Origin of the sequence: Amycolatopsis arida (genome assembly GCF_900115565.1) — a bacterium.
In the GTDB taxonomy this organism is placed as follows: domain Bacteria; phylum Actinomycetota; class Actinomycetes; order Mycobacteriales; family Pseudonocardiaceae; genus Yuhushiella; species Yuhushiella arida.
Map to the genome: position 1 here is coordinate 649335 of NZ_FOWW01000001.1, position 18022 is coordinate 667356.

Genomic DNA, 18022 nt, shown 5'->3' on the forward strand with positions numbered 1-18022 from the left:
TCGCCCGCGGTCCGCCGGGTGCTCCGCTGCCGGAGGGAAACATCCGGCCATTCCGGTTCTGCGAAAAGTTGGGAGTTCGGCGGCCCGCGCCGGACTTCCCGGCGATGTCGCCGTATCGCTGCCCACCGGGCCGCCCGCTCGGCAGAATCGGGCTCCACCCGACTGTCGGAGGTGCCATGTCGACACCGCGCACTGTGTTCGGGCGGCGCGCTCGCGGTGCCCGGCCCGGCCGCGGCGGGCGCGGGCACGGTGGCGTTGCGCTACCCGTTCGAGTTGGGGGTGGCGTCCGGCGCCGCTCGAGCTGGACGGCGGCATGGGCAGCCAGACCGTGGACGTGCAGTGGGAGCTGGCCACCGACGAGCGGTTCGCGAACGTGGTCGCCGCTGGCGCGGAGACGGCGACCCCCGGCGAGGGGCACAGCGTGCACGCCGAGCCGGCCGGGCTCACCCCCGACACGGAGTACTTCTACCGGTTCCGGACCGGCTCGCACATCTCGCCGGTCGGCCGGACCAGGACCGCGCCGGCCGCCGGGTCGAACCCGGCGTCGGTGCGGTTCGCGATGGCGTCGTGCGCGCACTTCGAGGAGGGCTGGTACCACGCGTTCCGGCACCTGGCCGCCGACGATCCCGACGTCGTGCTGTTCCTCGGCGACTACATGTACGAGAAGAACTCCGGGCACAGCGACATCGTGCGCGGGTACGTGGAGTTCGACGAGGTGGACAAGCTCGCGGAGTACCGGCTGCGGTACGCGCAGCACAAGACGGACCCGGACCTCAAGGCGGCGCACGCGGCCGCGCCATGGTTGCCGGTGTTCGACGACCACGAGCTGAAGAACAACTGGTGGGGCGTGAACTACGACCAGCCGGCCCGCAAGCAGCCGTCGTTCCAGGCGTTCTGGGAGAACATGCCGCTGCCGCGGGCGATGAAGCCGGCCAACTCGGCGATCCCGCTGTACCGGCGGTTCCGCTGGGGGACGCTCGCGCGCTTTCACATGATGGACACCCGGCAGTACCGGTGGAAGCAGGCGCCGAACAACGACAACACCAACTGCACCGAGTTGCGGCGTACCGACCGGACGCTCACCGGCGCGGCGCAGGAGAAGTGGCTGCTGGACGGGTTGGCCGCGCGCGAGTCGACGTGGGACTTCCTCGGCCAGCAGGTGTTCTTCGGGCAGCGGGACGGCGACGGCAAGGCCGCCACGTGCGACGTCAGCGAGGACGCGTGGGACGGCTACCCGGCCAACCGGCGGCGGATCACGCAGGGCTGGGTCGATCGGAGGGTGCCCAACCCGGTGGTGCTGACCGGGGACGTGCACCGGCACTGGGCGTGCGACCTGCGGGTCGACTTCGACAACCACTCGGCGCCAATCGTGGGCACCGAGCTGATCACGACGTCGATCACGTCGCGGGGCAGCACCACGCCGCCGTCGAACCTGCCGCAGAACCCGCACGTGCGCTACATCGGCCACCAGCGCGGGTACGTCCGGGCGACGGTGACGCCGCGGCAGCTGACCGCGGAGTTCATGGGCGTCTCGTCGGTGCTGGTGCGCGACCCGGCGCGGAGCAAGCTCTCCGTGGTGAAGCGCTTCCACGTGAAGGCCGGCCGGCCCGGCCTGCGGCCCGGCTGACCGGTCACCTCGCCCCCGCCGGTTGTCGCCGGCGGGGGCTGGCGGCGGTGGACCTCGGCACCTCTGAGACCTTCCCGCCGGATGTGCCTGCTCGGTGCGACGGCCACCGCCGTCGCTTCCAGCGCGGCTTCTCTGTCATCCCGGTGTTCGACGACGAATCGCGGTCGACGCACATTCGGTGGGCTGCCACGATGAGCTGGTGCCGGAGTCACCACCAACCTGTCGTCGCTGCGCCCGACCAGTCCGTGTGTCCCGGGAGCAGTACGAGGTGTTCGAAGGGATGCACTACGTGTGCTTCCATTACGAATTCGAGCACGATCCGACCGACCCGGACGTCGAGTGCGCGGCAGGCGACTGCCCGTCCGCCGCGGCTGCAGCTCAGAAGGAGCGGCTGACCTCGGTGCTCCGAGCGCTAGCCGCGGCGTGGGCCGACGGGCCGCCGCCGGGCTGGGAGAACGACAGCGTGCCAACGTACCTCGCGGCTTTGGCGGCCTGGCTCACGGACTGCGAGGGCTACTATGCCAACCGAGGTCTTCCCAAGCCGTGGAACGCCTGGCAGGTGCTCGAGGACGCGGTGCGCGGCGCCACGGTCTACGAGTGAGGCCAGCGACGGCAGCACGACGGGGCCACGCTGGGCTTCGTGTTCCAGAGTGGACGGTCGACCAGCGGAGGGCGTGACCAGCGGGCCGCGCCGGGCGGGCCGTTGCCGCCATGGGCCGACCGCGATCGACGCCGTCAGTCCGGGCAGATCAGCCACCACCACGGGCACGAGCGTGGCGTCGTGGTCGGTGATGGAGGGGGCGGTGGGGGTGGGCTGCTCGACGATCCCCCTGGCGGGTCGGGCGGGTCGTACCGTGGGGTGGTGGTCAGCGTGCGGGTCGGGCCGCGGGTGGGCTCGGGCGACTCGGCGCTGGACGACTCGTCCGTCGGCTCGGTCGAGGTGGATGTCGACGACGAGGAGGACGACAGCGTCGTGGTGTCCTCGGCGCTGGTGCCGGCCACCTCGTCCGACGCGGGTCCCGTGCTCAGCGAGCCGGGCAGGCCACCGCCGGTGGGCCGGCCGGGAATGCCGATGACGTTGGGCCCGTCCGGCAGGGCGTGCCCCTCGTCCGTGGGCAGGGCGCGCACCAGGAACGCCGCCGCCCCACAGCCGACCACGACGGCTCCCATGACCGCGAGGATGCGCAGCCGCGAACCCGGCTTCGGCGGGACCCGGTCGTGCCCGCCCTCACGGTCGAGCTGGGTCACCGACACCTCGTCGTCCACCCGGAGGACCTTTCGAACTCGCCAGCGCAGTGGGGAGTCTTTCTACCGCAACCGGTCCGGCGCTGCCCAGCGACCACCGGAAAAAGCGGGCAATCCCACCACTTCCGGCACCGCCAGCAACCGGACGATCACCCGCCGCCACGGCCCGGCCGGCGGCTCGCCACCGGCGCGCCACGCTTCCGAACCCACGTCGCCGAACCGGAGCGCCGCGCCCCCGAAGTCAGCGGCCCCGAAAACGAGGACCCCCGAAAATCAGCGCGGCGGCCCCAGCGCACCCCCCACCCTTGCCCTTGGGGGCCGGGCCCCGGATCCATCTTATCGCTGGTCGGCTCCGGTGAAGGGCTTGTCGCGAAGCTGTGGACAACTTCGGGGGTTCGTGCGGCGCCAACGGACCACTGGTGCCGAGATTCGCTCGGGTGGGTGGGCACTCGTCCACTGGCCAGGACCGCCCCCTCGATCCGGCACCGGCTCACCGGACGGGCGCCGGTGCCGTTCTCGCCTCGAGGTTCCACCCGGACAGCTCCACATGGGGTATCGCGCCGCCGAGGTCGGCCACCCGGTACTCCGCGCGCAGGGTGCGTCGCTCGCCCGGCCAGAGCGTCACGTAGTTGTCCGTCCACGTCGCCGGCGTGACCTGCGCCCCGCCCGCCCCCTGCCGGAGGCTGGCCCGGACGAAGAACGCCACCCCGGGACCGTCCGCGGGGTTCTCCACGGTCACCTCGGTGACCACGGTGCCGCCGCGCACGTGCGAGCGCGCGTCCCTCGCCACCACCCGCGCCGGTGGCAGGTCCTGCAACCCGGTCATGTCCGCGTACTCGACCGTCGGCGAGTGCCACCAGGTCGCCTTCGCGTGGTCCACGACATCATCCTTTGTGGACAGCCAGTAGACGTTGCGGTCCACCACCTCGCCGGCCGCGTCGGTGAGCACCAGCCGCAGGAAGTACGCGCCCTCCACGCCGGCCGGTGGCGGCATGTCCAGCACTCGCGCGGTGCCCGTCCCACCCACCGTCACCGGAGCACGCTTCTCGGCCAGCACGGTGCCGGCCAGGTCGAGCTGGGTGGCCTCGACGGTGAGCCCGCGCGCCTCGACGAGCCCGGTGTTCACCACGGCCACCGCGTCGTCGTCGTAGGAGTACTGCGCGTGCAAGGGCCGCAGCGCCTTCTTCGCCCCGAAGTACGACCCGTTGGTGCCGAGGGTGTGGTCGAACAGGTGCCAGTACAGCGTGGGCCACGGGTTGTTCACCATCCAGTAGATGACACCGGTGGCCGGGTTGCCGGGATCGGCGAAGTCCCGACCGTAGGCCTCGAACTGCGCCCGGTTGCCCTCGTAGTTGGACAGTTGTGCCTTGCGCAGGAAGTCCTCCCGGTCGCGGATCGGCCCGTAGCGCCGCTCGAGGGCCTTGACGAACAGGGTCAGCGTCGAGAAGACCTCCTTCTTCGCCAGGTGGTAGTGCGGCTGGTCGGGCCGGCGCCACAGCGCGTCGATCTCGTCCTCGGTGAGGAACTTCCGCAGGCTGTCCAGCTCCGGGATCATCGGGCCGGAGCCGACCTCGGAGGCGAAGCCGTGGCTGCCGCCGAGCCGGTCGCCGTACCAGTAGCTCGGCGGCACCCACCAGTACGGCCCGTCCATCTTCATCCCGGCCTCGCCGAGCACCGGGGGCGGCGGCACGCTCGACGGCCGCCGCGCGGCGGACGGCAGCACCGGCACCCGGAAGTCCACCCTGGCGAACGCGTCCAGGTAGAGCTTCTCGATCTCGGCGGTGGCGTAGTTGTCGCTGCCGATGAAGAACCCGAGGATGCTGGGGCTGTTCACCATGCGCCGTGCCTCGGCGAGGCCGGACGCCGCCGCGACCCGCGCGTCCTCCTCGGTCCACGGGTGCGTCGGGTTCTTCTTCGCCCACGCCTCCCACTTGGTGCAGCACTCCCAGCCGGGCAGCAGCATGATGCCCAGCGAGTCCGCCAGCTCGAGCAGCTCGCGGTCCTCCTGCTTGCCCTCCAACCGGATCGTGTTCAGGCCGAGGTCGCGCACGTACCGCAGCTGGTCGGCCAGCCGGCCGGGTTGGGTGCGCAGGAACAGGTCGGAGGCCCAGCCGCCGCCGCGCACGCCGAACGGCTTGCCGTTGACGAAGAACGTCCGGTAGCCCTGCGGGGTCAGCTCGGAGCGCACGTCGCGGATGCCGAACTGGCGGGTGGCACGGTCGGAGGGCAGCGGGCCCACGTGCGCGTCGAGGGTGAGCCGATAGCGCGGCTGGTCCCCGAACTGCGCCGGCCACCACACCTTCGGATGGCGCAGGTCGAGCTGCGGGTGCTCCTCCGGCCGGAAGGTCACCGTGGTGGTCTGCTCGGGGGCCAGGGTCACCCGCCGCTGGAAGGTGATCCGCTCGATGCGCCCGCGCACGGTGGCGGTGACCGGCCGGTCGGTGTTGTTGCGAACCTCGGCCTTGACGGTCAGCGCGGCCCGGTCCAGTTCGGGCAGCGCGAGGTCGGACAGCACCCGCGGGTCGAGCAGCGACACCGGCCCGGTGGTGGCGAGCTCGACGTCGCGCCAGATGCCCATGTTGTTGTCCGGCGCCGGCGGGCTCCAGTCGAGGAAGCTCACCGTGAGGTCGCGGAACGGGTCGGCCGGCATGGCCTTGACGGCGAGCGCGTTGCGGCCGGGGCGGAGCAGGCCGGTGACGTCGAACTCGTACGTGGGGTAGGCCCCGACCACCTCGTCGGTGCCGGCGATCCTCGTGCCGTTGAGCCACACCTCGCCGCGGGAGATCACGCCGCCGTGGAACCGGAGGAAGGTGTGCCGGCCGGGCACCGGCGCGGCGACGAAGTCCCGCCGGTACCACCAGGGCACGGCGAAGTCGGCGGGGTCGACCGCGTCGCGCAGGTTGGTGGAGTGGTTGAGGTCCGGGTACGTCCCCGCGGCGATCAGGCCGGCCATGACCGTCGAGCGGGCCGGCACGCGCAGCCAGTCGCGGTCGCGGAAGCCGGGGGTGGAGATCGCCGCGCCGTCCGCGGCCAGACCGGCGGAGGAGCGCAGCCGCCAGTCCGGCACGGTGCCGGCGCGGCCCGGCTCGCTCGGCGCGGCGAAGCCGCCTGCCACCGGCTCCCCCGCGGCGGGCGGGCCGCCGGTGGCGAGGAGCGTCGCGAACAGCGCGGCGGCGAGGGCGGGCACGAGCCAACGAGGCGCACGTCGGGCCATGCCGGCACTGTGCCGCTGGTCACTCGTTCACCACAAGAGGATGAATCAAGCAAAAAATATGCCAAACGGGCTCGGCGGCCGGCCCTGGCGAGCCCGTCACCACCCGCGCCCGGCGCGGAGCGACCTCGTCGGTGCGGGTGAGCGCCTCGGGCCGCCGCGCGTCGGGCGGCACCGAGCAGGGCGGCGGGGCGTGGGGACATCGGGGCTGCTCCCCTCCGAGGTGCGGTGAACGTGAACGCCACCAAAGGACCGTGGTGCCGCCCCTGTCGAGCACGCGGCGCACATCGCCCCACCCGGGGGACGGCAGCCGCGCCGGGTGGACCGTCGGCTGTGTGCGACCGGTGCGGGGCGGCGTGTGTCAGGATCGAGCCGTGGGCAGTAACCGAGACCGGGACGAGGAGGGGCGGGCCCGCAACGCGCGGCCGCGGGACGGGCTGGGCCGGCCGCTGCCGTACGGGGCGGCCGGGGTGCCACGCCAGCCCGAGGGGGTGCGGCGCACCCCGGCGGAGACCGTGGCCGAGGCGCAGCGGCTGCTGGACGAGGGCAAGCCGTTCCACGCGCACGAGGTGTTCGAGGACGCGTGGAAGACCGGGCCCGCCGGCGAGGAGGGGTTGTGGCGCGGCCTGGCGCAACTCGCGGTGGGGGTGACGCACGCGGCGCGCGGGAACAGTGGCGGCGCCGCGGCCCTGCTTCGCCGCGGCGCGGACAACATCGCGCCGTACGGATCGCCGTACGGGCTGGACGTCCCCGGGTTGTGCGCGTGGGCCCGGCGCCTGGCCGCGGAGCTCGACACGAACCCGGAACCACGGGACGCGGCGGCCCTGGCCCCCACCCTGCGCCCGACCCGCTAGCCCGCCCGCCTCTCAGATGCGGGATTGACGGTCGACTAAACCGCAACTAGCTTAGTTACAGTTCGATCGGCGCCGCTGGTCGTGAAGGGGGGTCCAGTGGGTCTCAGCAGTAGGAACGCGGTCGCGATCCACGCGCTCACGCTGCTGGCGCGCTGGCCCGACAACTCGCTGACCTCCGCGGAGATCGCGGGCAGCCTGGCGAGCAACCCGGTTCTCGTGCGGCGCGTTCTCGGCAACCTGCGAGACGCCGACCTGGTGCGGTCCACCGAGGGCCGTGGTGGTGGCTGGTCCCTTGCCCGCGCCCCAGGTGAGATCACGCTTTACGACACGTTCGCCGCCGTCGAGACGGGACCAATCCTGTCGCGGCACCCCCATCCACCCAGCACCTCGTGCGAGGTCGGGCGCCACATGCGAGCACTGCTCGAGACAGAGTTCCGTGACGCGGAACGGGCCATGGAAGAACGGCTCGGCCGAACGACCATCGCCCACCTGCTCCAGCAGGTGCTGACTCTCGAGCGTGAACTCGCACTACCGAGTCGCTGAACCGTAGCCACGGCGAGGGCGGACAATGCCGCGAAGGACGGGTCGAATGCCACCGATGACGACAGGGTCGACACGCATCGCCGTGGTGACCGGAGCGGGGAGGGGAATCGGGCTCGCGATCGTGCGGGCACTGGCCGAAGATGGGCTCACCGTCGTCGCCGGCAGCCGCACTGTCTCTGACGCGCTGAAGGATGCGACACCAGACGCGTTGGAGGTCGACCTGGCCATCCCCGACGGACCCGCGCGCCTCGTGCAGCACGCGCTCGACCGGCACGGTGGGATCGATCTACTCGTCAACAACGTCGCGGGCACCTCGACGCCCGCCGGAGGGTTCCTCCAACTCGAGGACGAGGCGTGGCTCCACACGTTCAATCTGACGTTCATGTCGGCCGTCCGCGCGACACGGGCGGCATTGCCGAGCCTGCTCGACCGCCGCGGCGCGGTGGTCAACATCAGTTCGGTGAACGCCAAACTGCCGCAGCCACGCCTGGTCGCCCAGTCCGCCGCCAAGGCGGCGCTGTCGAACCTCGGCAAGGCACTTGCCGAGGAGTTCGCCGCCCGCGGACTGCGCGTGAACACGATCTCTCCCGGCCCGGTGTGGACCGACTTGTGGACCTCCCCGGGCGGGCCCGGCGAGATGCTCGCCCGCCGGGCGGGCGCCCGGCTCGAGGACTTCACCGAACAGCTTCCGGAGGCGATCGGCGTGCCAACCGGTCGGCTCGCCGACCCGGAGGAGATCGCGGCGCTCGTGGTGCTCCTCGCATCCGGGCGGGTAGCCAACATGAGCGGTTCGGAGCTGGTGATCGACGGCGGGATGCTCAGGTCCGTCTGAGCCAACCCGCCGGAAAGCCCCTGCCTGGACGGTCGCCGGCCGGGACCGGCGCATGTGGTGCGTCGCGGACGGCCAAACCGAGTTCCGACGATCGGGCCGGTCGGGGCTCTCCGGACGGGCCGCGGGCGAGCGGGCGAGCCGAGTGACGCTGCCCGGGTGGTCCAGCGCTCCGCCGCGGCGCCGACGACCTCGCACCGCGTACGAGTCGCCGCCCGGGTTGGACATCCCGGGTTGTGTCCATGGGCCCGGCGGCTCGCCGCGGAGCTCGACACGAACCCGGAACCACGGGACGCGGCGGCCATGGCCCCCACCCTGCGCCCGACCCGCTAGCACCGCGCTCAGCGGCGGGGCTTGAGCTGCCGAAGGGTGAACCCGCGGCCGGTTGGGTCCAGTGACCGAGTGGCCTGCTTGAAGAGGAACTCCGCGCGCTCGTAGGACAGCCGGCGGCGACCGGTCTGCGGGCAGAGGTCGGCCGCCGTCGGCATCCGGGCCGGCGCGGGCCGGCGATCGGCGAGGAACACCGGCCCCCGGGTTCGCCCGGCCAGCAGCTCAGGCAGTAGCTGGGCGGTGCCGGACCGCCAGCTCACCCATCGGTCACCCGCCCTGGCCCTCCGGTCAACCAGGTCCAGCCGCTCCACGTCGAGCGACAGCACCGTCCGCACTCCCGCCGCGGACTCGTGCAGCAACCGCCACAGGGTCCGCTCCCGCAACGGCACGTCGGGCCGGCTCCAGAGGGCCTCCAGCAGCGCCGGCGGGATCGGCTCGGCGGGCGGGCGCGGATCGGCCCGCCGCGCGAGGCCGGTCGCGAGGTCGGGGAGCCCGGCCCAGGCGCCGAACGAGCGAACGCCGGCCCGGTGCCGGTTCCAGGTCGCGGCGGCCGCACCACCCCAGGCGACCGTGACCACGCGCGCCACGTCCGCCGCGGTGAGCTCCGCCAGCGGCAGCCGGTCACCGAGCGCGAGGCGCAGCCGCCGCAGGGTCTGGCGGTACGCGCGGACGGTGGCCGGGTCCAGGTCGTCCCGGCGCAGGAACTCGGCGGCTGCCGTCCCGAGCGTGGGGCCCAGCGGGTCGGTGTCGGCGAGCTCCGCCGCGCGCCGCAGCAGGAAGGCGCGCTCGGCGGCGTTCCCGGTCAGCGCCGCGGCCCGCGCGAACTCCCGGTGCGCCTCCGCGGGCCGGTCCAACCGCGCCAGGAGGTCGCCCCGAACGCTCGGCAGCAGGTGGTAGTCGCGCAACGCGGGGTCGTCGAGGAGCGCGTCGATCGCCGCGAGGCCGGCCTCCGGGCCGTGCGCCCTGCCGACCGCCACCGCCCGGTTGAGCCGCACGACCGGCGTGGGCACCAGCTGGACCAACGCGTCGTAGAGCGTGACGATCCGTGGCCAGTCGGTTTCCTCGGCGGTCCGGGCCCGCGCGTGGCACACCGCGATCGCGGCCTGCAGCACGTACGGGCCGGGGGTGCCGCCGGCCCGTCGGGCCCGCAGCATCGCGGCGAAACCGCGACGAATGAGCAACTGGTCCCAGCGGCCCCGGTTCTGCTCGTGCAGCGGGACCGGCGCACCGTCCGGCCCGGTGCGTGCGGCCGAGCGGGATGCCTGGATCTCCATGAGCGCGACCAGCCCGTGCGCCTCGGGCTCGTCCGGTACCAGGTCGGCCAGCAGCCGGCCGAGCCGCAGCGCCTCGTGGCACAGGCCCGGCCGCAGCAGGTCGTCGCCCGAGGTCGCCGAGTACCCCTCGTTGAAGATCAGGTAGACGACCTCGAGCACCGACGACAGGCGTTCGGCCAGCTCCGCCCCGTCGGGCAGGGCGAACGGCACGCGTTCCTCGGCCAGGGTCCGCTTGGCGGTGGCGATCCGGCGGGCGATCACCCGCTCACCGGTCAGGAACGCGCGGGCGATCTCGGCGACCGCCAGACCGCCGAGCAACCGGAGGGTCAGCGCCACCCGTGCGGCCGTCGGCAGTACCGGGTGACAGGAGAGGAACATCAGCCGGAGGACGTCGTCCTGTTCCGGCTGCTCCGGCTCCGGTTCCGGCTCCTGGTCCACCTCGTGCGCGAGCCGGTCGTACACGCGTTCCTGCCGGGCCGACCGGCGGAGATGGTCGACGGCGCGGCGCTTGGCGACGGTGGTCAACCAGGCGCCCGGGTTGTCCGGCACGCCCGTCACCGGCCACTGCTCGAGGGCGGCGACCAGCGCGTCCTGGGCCAGCTCCTCGGCGACGCCGACGTCGCGCACCATCCGGGTGAGGGTGGCGACGACGGCGGCTGACTCGAGCTTCCACACCGCGTCGACGGTGCGGCGGGGATCCTGGTACCGAGGGTCGGTCATCGACGGGTGGGGCACGGCCCCGCGCGGGGGCGGGGCCGGGCCCGACGGCTCACGGTCCGAAGACCTGCTGGATCACGCTCTCGCCGTCGCCGACGATCGCCCGGAACCGGCGGGTGATCTCGATCGCCTCCTCCTTGGACCGGACCTCGACCAGGGCGAACCCGGCGACGGCCTCCTTGGCCTCGGTGAACGGGCCGTCGGTGACGGTGATCTCGTCGCCGGCGGAGGCCACCCGCACGCCGCCGGGCTCGAGGCCGCCGGTGGCGAGCAGGACGCCGGCGGCGGTCAGCTCCTCGACGAACTTGGCCATCTCGACGTGCAGGTTCTCGTCGGGCGGCGCGTCGGAGGGCTTGGTGGTCATCAGGAAGCGCATCGGGCTTTCTCCTTCGTGTCGGTGTCCTGCCTACGCACTCCCGTCGCCCGGGTCAAGGTGACAGGGAATGGCCGCGTTCCCTGTCACATCGCCGAGCCGACGACAGGGCGAGCACCACAGCACGACGACTCCGAGAGGACCGACCATGACCGCCACCCAGGAACGCACCGCCGGCACCACCCTCGGCGTTCCCACCGTCGCCGCCACGCCCACCACCGCTCGTGCGGCCACCGCTCCCCACTCGCGCCACGGCACCAGGGCGCTGCTCGCCTGCGCGACCGTCGCGGCCCCGCTGTGGGCCACGGTCTCCCTGGTCCAGGCCGCGACCCGTCCTGGCTTCGACCTGACCCGGCACCCGCTCAGCCTGCTGAGCACCGGCTCACTCGGCTGGCTGCAGATCGCCAACTTCCTCCTCGCCGGCGTGCTCACCGTCGCCGGGGCGGTCGGGCTGCGGCGGGTCCTGCGGGGCACCCCGGGCGGCACGTGGGCGCCGCGCCTGGTTTTGGTCAACGGGATCGGAATGGTCGCCGCGGGGATCTTCGTCCTGGATCCCGCCGACGGCTTCCCCGCGGGCACGCCGGCCGGGCCGCCCAGCGCCCTCAGCTGGCACGGCTCCGCCCACCTGGCCGCCGGGTCGATCGCGTTCGTCGCCCTGATCGCCGCCTGCCACGTGCTCGGTCGGCACTTCGCCCGCACCGGGCACCGCGGGCACGCCCGCGCGTCCGTGGCGGCAGGCACCGCCCTCCTGCTCGGCAACGGCTGGGCGATGAGCGGCGGTGCGGGCGGCTCGCTCACCCTGGCCGCCGGCGCGATCACCGCGATGCTCTGGATCTCCGCGGTCGCCGCCCGCTACCGACACCACGCCTGAGCGCGACACCGAACCACGACCACCCCTTCCGACCACGCACCACCAGAGAGGACCCCACCGCCATGGCCACGTTCGCCACCATCGAGGACTATCTCGCCAGCCTGCCCGAGCCCCAGCGCCGGATCGCCGACCGGCTGTGCCCACTCGTCGACGACGTCCTGCCGGGGCGCGGCGCGGTGTGGCACGGGCACCCGGTGTGGAGCCTGGGCGAGGCCCCGGGCAAGTCCCCGGTTTGCTACCTCAAGGCCTACTCCCGGCACGTGACCCTCGGCTTCTGGAGGGGCCAGGAGCTCGCCGACCCGGCGGGGCGGCTCGAAGCCGGCGCCCGCGGGATGGCCGCCGTCAAGCTCCACTCCGTCGACGGCGTCGACGCGGCGCTGTTCACCGGCTGGCTGCGGCAGGCCCGCGACCTGGAGGCGGCGGCCAGGGCCTGACCGGCGCGGAAGGACCGGCGCTCCCCGGGCGGCAACCCGGGGAGCGCTGGCGTCCGCGACCAGACACAGCGACTTCCTGTTACCAAAGGTAAGTGCTACCGTTGGTAGCACTTACCAAGAAGACCGGAGGTAGTTGGACTGCCTCGCCGCTGTCACCGGTGGTGCCGGGTTACCTCCGGTCGGCTTGGTATCGACCAGCGCCGCAACGGGCCAACGGGAGGAACCGCCATGACGCTGTCCCAGGCGCCAGCCGGAGGCGCCGCGCTCGACCAGGTGCTGATCGCGCTCGCCCTGTTCTTCGGGGTCTTCGTCCCGCTCGCCGTGTTCGTGATCCGGGAACGCGCCGGCAAGCGCACCCTCCTCGGCCGGCTCGCCGACTGGTCCGCCACGTTCACCGGGCTGCCCCGCTGGGCCGCGCTGCCCATGGGCCTGGCCATGGTCTCCGGCCTCGCCGCGCTGATCGGGGTCTACTGGGACGTCCCGAGCCACATGGAGCTCGGCCGCGACGAGGGCCCGCTGGCCAACCCCTCGCACTACCCGATCTACTTCGGACTGATGGGGATCTTCGCCACCGGCGTGGTGAGCGCGACGCTGGCCAGGAAGGACCTCCCGGTCCGCACCTTCCGACTCGGCCCGCACTGGCGCGCCCCGATGGGCAGCGTCCTCATCATGGCGACCGGGCTGCTCGCCGTCGCCGGCTTCCCGCTGGACGACGTGTGGCACCGGCTCTTCGGCCAGGACGTCACCGAGTGGGGGCCCACGCACGTGCTGATGATCGGCGGCGGCATCGCCGTGGTCATCGGCCTGCAGCTGCTGCTCGCCGAGGCCAGGCAGGTCGGCGCCACCGGCCCACTGGTGCGCTGGCTCGACCCGATCCTGGCCGGCGCGTGGATGATGGGTGCCTCGGCGTTCCTGATGGAGTTCGACCTGGGGGTGCCCCAGTTCCCGCTGCTGTCCCAGGTGGTGCTGGTCGGGCTGATCACCGGCTGGACACTGGTGTACGCCAGGGCGAAGTTCGGACCCGGTGGCACGCTGATCGCGCTGGCGGTGTTCCTGGCCTCCCGGGTGCTCTTCGCCGGCGCGCCGCTGGCGCTGGACCTGCACGTCGCGCCGGCACTGCCGTACTTGGCCGAGGCCCTGCTGGTCGAGGTGGCCGCGCTGCTCTGGCGTCGCCGCACCGCCGGCTACCCCTTCGCCGCCACCGCCGGGCTGCTCGTCGGCACGGCCGGCATGCTCGCCGAGTGGGGGTTCAGCCAGTGGCTGATGCCCTACTCGTGGCCGGCCACGATGTTGCCGACGATCCTCGCCTTCGGCACCGGCGCGGCCGTGTCCGGCGCGCTGGTCGGCATGTGGCAACACCAGCGCACCGAGGACATCGCACACCGCCGTGCCGCGCGCCGCCCGCTGGGCACGGCCGCCCACCGGCTGCGGACCCGGCACGGCCTCGGCCTCGCCGGGGCGCTGGGCGCGGTGGCCCTGATGGCCGTGGTCGTGCCGCCGGCGGACCCGCCGGCCGGCCTTCGGGCCGATCTGCGGCTGGCCGAGACCACCGAGACGCTGCCGGTCTCCCGCCCGCGGGACGGCGCGGAGCCCCGCTGGGTGCACGTCACCGCGACCCTGACCCCCGCCGACGCCGCCGAGGGCGCCGTGTGGCTGCGGGCGCTGGCCTGGCAGGGTGGCGACTTCTTCCACGCACCACTGGAACAGGTCGGCCCTGGGATGTACCGGACCACGCAGCCGCTGCCGGTGTACGGCCACTGGAAGAGCGCCATCCGACTGCACCAGCCCAACCGGATGATGGCCCTCGCGCCGGTGTACGCGCCCGACGACCCGGAGGCCAACGCGCCCCTGATCCCGGCTGTCTCCGGCACCAGGGACTTCGTCAGCGAGATCTCCTTCCTCCAGCGGGAGCGCAAGGAGGACGTGCCGGCCGTACTGTGGACGATCGCCTACCTCGTCGTGGGGGCGCTCTTCGCCGCGACGTGGATGCTCTTCGCCTGGCTCTACGCCTCGGCGGCCGCCGGCGTCGACCGGCGACGTCCACGGCGCCGACCACAGCACGACCCGGCACGAACGCGCTTCGCGTCCCCACCCGCGCCGGCCACCTAGTGCCTCGTCGAGCGACGTCGGGGTAGGCGGCTGGGCTGTGTCTGCTCACCAAGCCGCGGCTGCTCGAACACCCTGCCCACGAAACCATTCCGCGGCCCATTCCCCTGCTCGGCACCCACCGCTATGTTGCCCAGCCATGACACGTGTGCTGACTCTTGTTCTGCTGCTCGTGGCCGCGTTGGTGGTCACGCCGGGCACCGCCGGCGCCGGGGAGCTGTCCTGGCGACTCACCCCGACCGGGACCGACGCCCAACTGCGCGGGTTGTCCGTGGTCAGCCGACAGGTGGTGTGGGCAAGCGGCGCGCGCGGCACCGTGCTGCGTACCGTGGACGGCGGCCGCAGCTGGCAGCAGGTGGCCCCACCGGCCACCGACACACTGCAGTTCCGCGACATCGAGGCGTTCGACGAGAACACCGCCGTGGTGTTGTCGATCGGCGAGGGAGAGCAGTCCCGGATCTATCGCACCAGCGACGGCGGCGCGACGTGGACCGAAACGTTCCGCAACCCGGAGCCGACCGCGTTCTACAACTGCGTGGCGTTCTTCGATGCCCGGCACGGGCTGGTCGCCGGCGACCCGGTGGACGGCAGGTTCCGCGTCCTGTCCACAGCGGATGGTGGACGCACCTGGGCAGTACTGCCGTCCGACGGCATGCCGGCCGCCCTGGAAGGCGAGTACGGCTTCTCGGCCAGTGGCCAGTGCGTCGCGGTGGCCGGCCGAACGGACGCATGGCTGGCCACCGGCGGCTCGACCACGGCTCGGGTGCTGCGCACGGGCGACCGTGGCCGCACCTGGACGGCCAGCGACACGCCGCTGGCCAGCAGCCCGAGCGCTGGGGTGTTCGCGGTCGCGTTCCGCAACCCCCGGCATGGCGTCGCGATCGGCGGAGACTATCTGAACCCGACCGACGGCACCGATGCGCTGGCTCTGTCACCCGACGGCGGCCGCACGTGGCGCCAACCGGCCACGGCGCCACAGGGCTACCGGTCCGGCGTCACCTACCACCCGTGGTTCGGCGCCGTACTGATCGCGGTCGGCCCGACCGGCAGCGACCTGAGCCTGGACGGTGGCCGGCACTGGCGCCAGTTCGACGACGGCGGTTTCGACACCGTGGACTGCGCCAGGGACGGGGCGTGCTGGGCGTCCGGTGCCCAGGGCAGAGTGGCAGCCCTGCGCCTGAGCTGACCGTGAACACCGCGAGCGCCGGCGTCCATCACCACCCCGCCAACGCACTCGCCGCGCTGGTGCTTCCTTTCCTCGACCGCGTGGCCGCCCTGGACTGACTTCGGCGGCATCATCGAGACGGCCGACCACTGTCCCTGGTGCCCGCGGGGCTCGTCGCCGCCGGCGTGCCGTGCCACAGCACGACGCGCCGGCGCGGTGCCGACTCGTGCCGTGGCGCCGTGCTGAACACCCATCGGTCCACTCCCCCACCCATGATCTCGGCGTAGCGCTCGGCGGCGTCCCGGTTGGCGAACCGGAGCTCCTGGTTGCTCAACTTGTGAGTGATCTTGCAGGCCACGCACCCCTCCTCACGTCAGGGCCGGCCCCAGTCTTCCCCACCGAGGGCCGGCCCACCCATTAGAACACATGTTCGAACAGCGGGCAATCGGCCGGGGCGCACGACCGGGTGGACCTGCCCTTCGGGCGACAGGCCTCCCGCATGCCCCCATGGGGTGGAAGAATCGACGTGGTGACGGCCGGCGACGGAGGGAATGCGCCATGAAACGACTCGCGCTCGCCCTCTCCGCGGTGACCATCGGCGCGGTGGTCGCGCTCACCGGCCCGGCCACGCCGCCGCCGGCACCCGGCCCCGCCGCCGCGCCGAGCCACGACACGGACCGGAACCAGGGCTCCGCCCCGCACCAGGCACCCGACCCGGCCCGGCACGAGCCGGCTCCCCGGACCGTCCACATCACCGTCTCCGGCCCGCACGACACCCTCATGCGGGTGTCCCGCGCGGGTGCCGCGACCGACGTGGAGCTGCGGGGCGAACCGTTCGACTTCGAGTTCACCGAGGAGCACGTCGAGGTCGGCCAGCTGGGCATCAGCGTGTTCGCCAACAGCGCCACACCGCAGGAGCAACCGCTCCGGTGCGCGATCCGGGTGGACGGTGTGGTGGTGGCCAACGACACGGCCGAGACCGTGGGCGGCGACGGCACGGCCGAGGTCGCGTGCACCGTTCCGTTCTCTGTGTGATCCCGGTCACTCACCCGGGTGGTTCGCCCGAATCGATCGGGGCATGAACGCTGTTAGCGCAGCTCGGCGGTGGTGCACTTGGTCCATGAACGCGTCACCCTTCCGCCCCAGTCGACTCCTCGCGGCGCTGGCGATCTGCTGCGCCCTGGTGATCGCCGTCCCGACGACGGCGGTCGCGCTCCCGGCCGCACCGGCCGACACCCAGTCCACCGAGGCCCAGAAGAAGAAGGTGAAGGTCCAGGCCAAACTGGACAAGCAGAAGGTCAAGGTCAACGAGAAGGTCAAGCTCCACGGCCGGCTCGACGTCGACCTGACCGGCCGCTCGGCCGACGCCACGAGCAGCGAGTTCGTGATCGTGCAGGCGCTGCAGGCCGGTGCGTGGGTCGACCTGGCGGCCGCGCCGTGCCGGCCGAACGGCAGCTTCAAGTTCAACCTGAGCTTCAGCGTGTCCACCCAGCTCACCCTGCGCGTCTACCACCCGGAGAGCACCGTCTACGCGGCCGCGTCCTCGGAGCTGTTCACCCTCCTGGTCATCTGACCGACGAACCGACCTCGCGCCCCGCCCGCTGCCATGGGCGGGGCGCCTCCCTGTCCGGGCCTCGGTGTCAGCGCGGCATGCGCCGCCAGATCGCCCTCGGCAGCAGGCGCAGGACCGCGAACAGCGGCCGCAGCACCCGGGGGACCCACACCTCGCCACGCCCCCGGCGCAGCGCGGCGACCGTCGCGTCGGCCACCTGGTCCGGGGTGCTCGCGAACGGGGCGGGCGACATCCCCCGGGTCATCCGGCCGACCACGAACCCGGGCCGCACCAGCAGCAGGCGCACCCCACTGCCGTGCAGCGCGTCGGCCAGCCCGCTGGCGAATCCGTCCAGCCCGGCCTTCGCCGAGCCGTACACGTAGTTCGCCCGCCGCACCCGCACCCCGGCGATCGAGGAGAACACCACGATCCGGCCGTCGCCCTGGGCGCGCAGCAGGTTCGCCACCTCGGTGAGCACGCCGACCTGGGCGACGTAGTCGGTGTGCACCACGGCCAGCGCGTGCGCGGCGTCCACCTCGGCCCTGGCCTGGTCGCCGAGCACGCCGAAGGCCACGAGCACCACGTCCAGCGGGCCGTGCCGGGCCTGGATCTCGGCCAGTACCCGGCCGTGCGCGGCCACGTCGTCGGCGTCGAACTCCACGCGGTGCACGCGGGTGGCCCCGGCCGCGCGCAGCCGCCGTTCCTCGCCGTCGAGGTCGGCACCGCGCCGCGCGGCGAGCACCACGTCGCGCGGGCCCGCTCGCACCAGCCGCTCGACCACCGCCAGCCCGATCTCGCTGCGCCCACCGAGCAGCAGAACCGTTCCACTCACCCCGCGCAGTCTGCCGGACGACCGCGTGCGGCTCGCGGTTCGGTAACCGTCCGGCGGAT

At 73.0% G+C, this 18022-nt stretch carries 17 protein-coding genes; 11 read left to right on the plus strand and 6 right to left on the minus strand.

What is annotated here, in order from left to right:
* The first annotated feature begins 313 nt into the window (after positions 1 to 313).
* Both BM051_RS03090 and BM051_RS03095 read left to right on the plus strand, forming a co-directional pair.
* Positions 314 to 1627: an alkaline phosphatase D family protein gene (locus tag BM051_RS03090; protein WP_092527561.1), complete on the plus strand. Its 1314-nt coding sequence runs from the start codon at positions 314 to 316 to the stop codon at positions 1625 to 1627.
* Between the two features lie 268 nt (positions 1628 to 1895).
* Positions 1896 to 2228, plus strand: a complete 333-nt coding sequence (locus tag BM051_RS03095) for a DUF7660 family protein (RefSeq protein WP_134046132.1) — start codon at positions 1896 to 1898, stop codon at positions 2226 to 2228.
* 134 nt (positions 2229 to 2362) lie between these two features.
* Here BM051_RS03095 and BM051_RS03100 read toward each other — a convergent pair whose 3' ends face one another.
* Positions 2363 to 2893, minus strand: a complete 531-nt coding sequence (locus BM051_RS03100; protein ID WP_092527566.1) for a hypothetical protein — start codon at positions 2891 to 2893, stop codon at positions 2363 to 2365.
* Between the two features lie 469 nt (positions 2894 to 3362).
* A complete protein-coding gene (locus tag BM051_RS03105; RefSeq protein WP_092527569.1) occupies positions 3363 to 6086 on the minus strand; it encodes a glycoside hydrolase family 2 protein in 2724 nt (907 codons plus the stop codon).
* A 371-nt stretch (positions 6087 to 6457) separates the two neighbouring features.
* Here BM051_RS03105 and BM051_RS03110 point away from each other — a divergent pair, with 371 nt between their 5' ends.
* From BM051_RS03110 to BM051_RS03120, 3 genes are all read left to right on the plus strand, one after another.
* A complete protein-coding gene (locus BM051_RS03110; protein WP_208325928.1) occupies positions 6458 to 6937 on the plus strand; it encodes a DUF309 domain-containing protein in 480 nt (159 codons plus the stop codon).
* Between the two features lie 96 nt (positions 6938 to 7033).
* On the plus strand, positions 7034 to 7480 hold the full coding sequence (locus BM051_RS03115) for an Rrf2 family transcriptional regulator (protein WP_092527572.1): 447 nt from the start codon (positions 7034 to 7036) through the stop codon (positions 7478 to 7480).
* A gap of 55 nt (positions 7481 to 7535) precedes the next feature.
* The gene (locus BM051_RS03120; protein WP_166677703.1) at positions 7536 to 8312 is read left to right on the plus strand and encodes an SDR family oxidoreductase; all 777 of its coding nucleotides are present in this window, start codon (positions 7536 to 7538) and stop codon (positions 8310 to 8312) included.
* Between the two features lie 338 nt (positions 8313 to 8650).
* Here the strand turns inward: BM051_RS03120 and BM051_RS03125 are convergent, their stop codons facing one another.
* Together BM051_RS03125 and BM051_RS03130 are read right to left on the minus strand one after the other, a co-directional pair.
* Entirely contained in the window at positions 8651 to 10633 is a 1983-nt protein-coding gene (locus tag BM051_RS03125; protein ID WP_092527575.1) for an RNA polymerase sigma factor, read from the minus strand.
* Between the two features lie 49 nt (positions 10634 to 10682).
* Positions 10683 to 11006, minus strand: coding sequence for a YciI family protein (locus BM051_RS03130; RefSeq protein WP_092527578.1), 324 nt, complete (start codon positions 11004 to 11006; stop codon positions 10683 to 10685).
* A 145-nt stretch (positions 11007 to 11151) separates the two neighbouring features.
* On the opposite strand from BM051_RS03130, the gene BM051_RS03135 reads away from it, so the two are divergent.
* The 4 genes from BM051_RS03135 to BM051_RS03150 all read left to right on the plus strand — a co-directional run bounded on the left by BM051_RS03135 (position 11152) and on the right by BM051_RS03150 (position 15600).
* Entirely contained in the window at positions 11152 to 11874 is a 723-nt protein-coding gene (locus BM051_RS03135) for a DUF998 domain-containing protein (protein ID WP_092527580.1), read from the plus strand.
* A 62-nt stretch (positions 11875 to 11936) separates the two neighbouring features.
* Entirely contained in the window at positions 11937 to 12308 is a 372-nt protein-coding gene (locus BM051_RS03140) for a DUF1801 domain-containing protein (RefSeq protein WP_092527583.1), read from the plus strand.
* 228 nt (positions 12309 to 12536) lie between these two features.
* Positions 12537 to 14417, plus strand: a complete 1881-nt coding sequence (locus BM051_RS03145; protein WP_243859522.1) for a hypothetical protein — start codon at positions 12537 to 12539, stop codon at positions 14415 to 14417.
* 136 nt (positions 14418 to 14553) lie between these two features.
* Positions 14554 to 15600 carry a WD40/YVTN/BNR-like repeat-containing protein gene (locus tag BM051_RS03150; RefSeq protein WP_092527585.1) on the plus strand — a complete coding sequence of 349 codons (1047 nt, stop codon included), beginning with the start codon at positions 14554 to 14556 and terminating at the stop codon, positions 15598 to 15600.
* Between the two features lie 109 nt (positions 15601 to 15709).
* On the opposite strand, the gene BM051_RS03155 is transcribed toward BM051_RS03150, so the two are convergent.
* Positions 15710 to 15937, minus strand: a complete 228-nt coding sequence (locus tag BM051_RS03155) for a hypothetical protein (protein ID WP_092527588.1) — start codon at positions 15935 to 15937, stop codon at positions 15710 to 15712.
* 200 nt (positions 15938 to 16137) lie between these two features.
* Here BM051_RS03155 and BM051_RS03160 point away from each other — a divergent pair, with 200 nt between their 5' ends.
* Both BM051_RS03160 and BM051_RS03165 read left to right on the plus strand, forming a co-directional pair.
* Positions 16138 to 16614, plus strand: a complete 477-nt coding sequence (locus BM051_RS03160; RefSeq protein ID WP_092527591.1) for a hypothetical protein — start codon at positions 16138 to 16140, stop codon at positions 16612 to 16614.
* 85 nt (positions 16615 to 16699) lie between these two features.
* The gene (locus BM051_RS03165; RefSeq protein ID WP_092527594.1) at positions 16700 to 17152 is read left to right on the plus strand and encodes a hypothetical protein; all 453 of its coding nucleotides are present in this window, start codon (positions 16700 to 16702) and stop codon (positions 17150 to 17152) included.
* A gap of 67 nt (positions 17153 to 17219) precedes the next feature.
* On the opposite strand, the gene dprE2 is transcribed toward BM051_RS03165, so the two are convergent.
* Entirely contained in the window at positions 17220 to 17963 is a 744-nt protein-coding gene (gene dprE2, locus BM051_RS03170; RefSeq protein ID WP_092527597.1) for a decaprenylphospho-beta-D-erythro-pentofuranosid-2-ulose 2-reductase, read from the minus strand.
* Positions 17964 to 18022: the final 59 nt, after the last annotated feature.